The following is a 1,496-nucleotide window of genomic DNA, read 5'->3' on the forward strand; positions in this document are numbered from 1 at the left end:
TGCTACCCTCCGAGTATGCAAACACACCCTAGGATTATCTGCCAGCTTGCAAGTGGAACAATTTCGCCCTCGATTGCGTCTATGATGTCGGAGGTGGGGCGAGATGAGCAAAGCGCAGACCGGCATCATCACGATGTTACTGGTGGTGCTTCTTATAGCATTGAGTGCGTTTGAACGCGGGGGCGCGGGGACCTATGTCGAGGGCGCCCAGAGTAAAGCGGGAGCGGTAATGTGGCTGGAGCAGCATGAGCTGACGATGCGTCCAGGCTCGGGCGAAGCGCTGCTGGATGGAGAGAGTCTTGCTGTCGAGCCGCTGCTCGTGCATCAGGGTCGGTCCTATGTTGCAATCAAGACAATCGAGCAGGCAGGCGCAGGCAGCGTCTATTGGGATGCGGCGAAGCGACAGGCGATCATACAGATCAAGGATACGGTGCACGGCTCATTGGATCGGCTGGTGTACGAAGCGGGTACGCAGCATCCATACCGGGGAGACGGGACAGCGTTGGAGGAGCTTCGCATGCCGCCGCCCTTCCTCTACGAAGGACGGATGTACATCCCTGTCAGCGTGTTGCCGGCGCAAGGGATCGCTGTCGACTGGCAGGATGGCGCACTGACCTGGCGCTGGAGCGACAAGCGGATGGAGCTGGCATCGGATCAAGTCGTCGTCACAGGCCGCGACTATGTGCTGACGGTCATGTATCAGCAGGAGCTGAGGACGCCGCAGCTGGTGATGGCCGGGGGCGGCGGTAGTTGGAGCGCACTGGATGGCCAGGTGCTGGAGCGGGGCATTGTCCAGTCGGAGCGCAAGTTCAACCGGATCGACTTCCGGATGCAGCTGCAGCCAGGGCCCAATCCGATCGAGGTCAGATCGGCCCAGGCAGGCAGCCGGACGATGGAGATCTACTGGGATCCGGGCTCAGATACGGCTGCCGAGCTGCCTGTGAGACTGTACGCCGAAGGGGAAGATCGTGTGCAGATCGCAGCGCCGACCTCAGGCTACACCCGACTGGCAGCAGGAGAGGCGCTGGAGGTGAGCGGCCGCATCCTCCACAGCGATCCGTCTGAGGGCGAAGTGTCGCTGGCAGTGTGGCGGTTCGATCGCGCAGCTATGGACTACACCGAGCGCATGCAGGAGGCGAAGCTGTCTGTGCAGGATGGACAATTCTCCGGTCATATCCTATTGGAGGAGGGCGGCGACTATCTGATCCAGATCATCAGTCCCAAGTATATGGAGATGTCCGGTCAGGAGGAGAAGGGGGCGGCGCTATGGGGCGAGCTGCGCGCTGTCGTAGACGGTGCGAAGTGAGAGCGCATAGACGGACCGGGATAAGAGAGGATGGGCGACCTGCAGGGTACTAATTGGCGGGTAGCCCGAGCATGAGAAGAGGCCGGGTAATTGAGGCTCAACCAGACCTTATCGAAGGTTCTTCAGAAACTATGAAAAAAGTTTTAAAAAAGGCTTGCATTATGATTTAGATCTGTGCTATATTATTCAA

General features: G+C 59.2%; 1 protein-coding gene. It reads left to right on the forward strand.

The window, feature by feature from the left end:
* Positions 1 to 103: 103 nt before the first annotated feature.
* A complete protein-coding gene (locus PA598K_RS32350; RefSeq protein ID WP_128660878.1) occupies positions 104 to 1,306 on the forward strand; it encodes a stalk domain-containing protein in 1,203 nt (400 codons plus the stop codon).
* The last annotated feature ends 190 nt before the right edge of the window (positions 1,307 to 1,496 follow it).

Origin of the sequence: Paenibacillus sp. 598K, from assembly GCF_003851045.1 — a bacterium.
GTDB lineage: Bacteria > Bacillota > Bacilli > Paenibacillales > Paenibacillaceae > Paenibacillus_D.

Bases quoted from the DNA above. Each gene is read 5' to 3' on its own strand.
- PA598K_RS32350 (WP_128660878.1), top strand. From the start codon at position 104: ATGAGCAAAGCGCAGACCGGCATCATCACGATGTTACTGGTGGTGCTT.